We start from the raw sequence: 518 nt of genomic DNA on the forward strand, positions 1-518 counted from the left end.
AGCGACAGCATCACCGCGCCGACAACGGCGAGGAAGACCCCAAGGTCAAAGCCCATAGCGGTGGCGAGCTCGAATTTCTCCATCGGGGGGATGCGGAAGTAGCCAAAGGCAGAGGATAGGAACGGCGCACCGGCAAACCACGCACCAATGCCGGTCAGACCAGCGCAAAGCACCCCTGCCCCGATGATCCCGTGGTAATGATAGCGCTGGCGCTTGTCCGCCCAGGCAAAGCCGCTGGCCATATATTGCATCACGACCGCGATCGCGACCACCAGACCGGCGACAAAACCACCGCCCGGTTCGTTGTGACCGCGCAGGAAGATATAGACACCGACCAGCAGAACGACAGGCATCAACACGCGTGTCAGCACCACCATCATCAGCGGATGCGCATCGCCTGCGCGCTCTTCCTCATAGCCACGGTTCAGCAGACGCGCGCGCACAGGGCCGGACATCAGCGCCTCTGTCAGCGCATAGATGACCAGCGCGGCGATCCCAAGAACGATGATCTCGCCAAA

Annotated in this window: 1 protein-coding gene; it reads right to left on the reverse strand. The window is 61.8% G+C overall.

Annotated features, from left to right (window positions below; genetic code table 11):
• The coding region (locus B3849_RS02805) for an MnhB domain-containing protein (protein WP_286779791.1) at positions 1 to 518 on the reverse strand (518 nt) is incomplete at both ends.

The organism is Sulfitobacter sp. UBA4523 (assembly GCF_002388305.1).
Taxonomy (GTDB): Bacteria; Pseudomonadota; Alphaproteobacteria; order Rhodobacterales; family Rhodobacteraceae; genus Sulfitobacter; species Sulfitobacter pontiacus.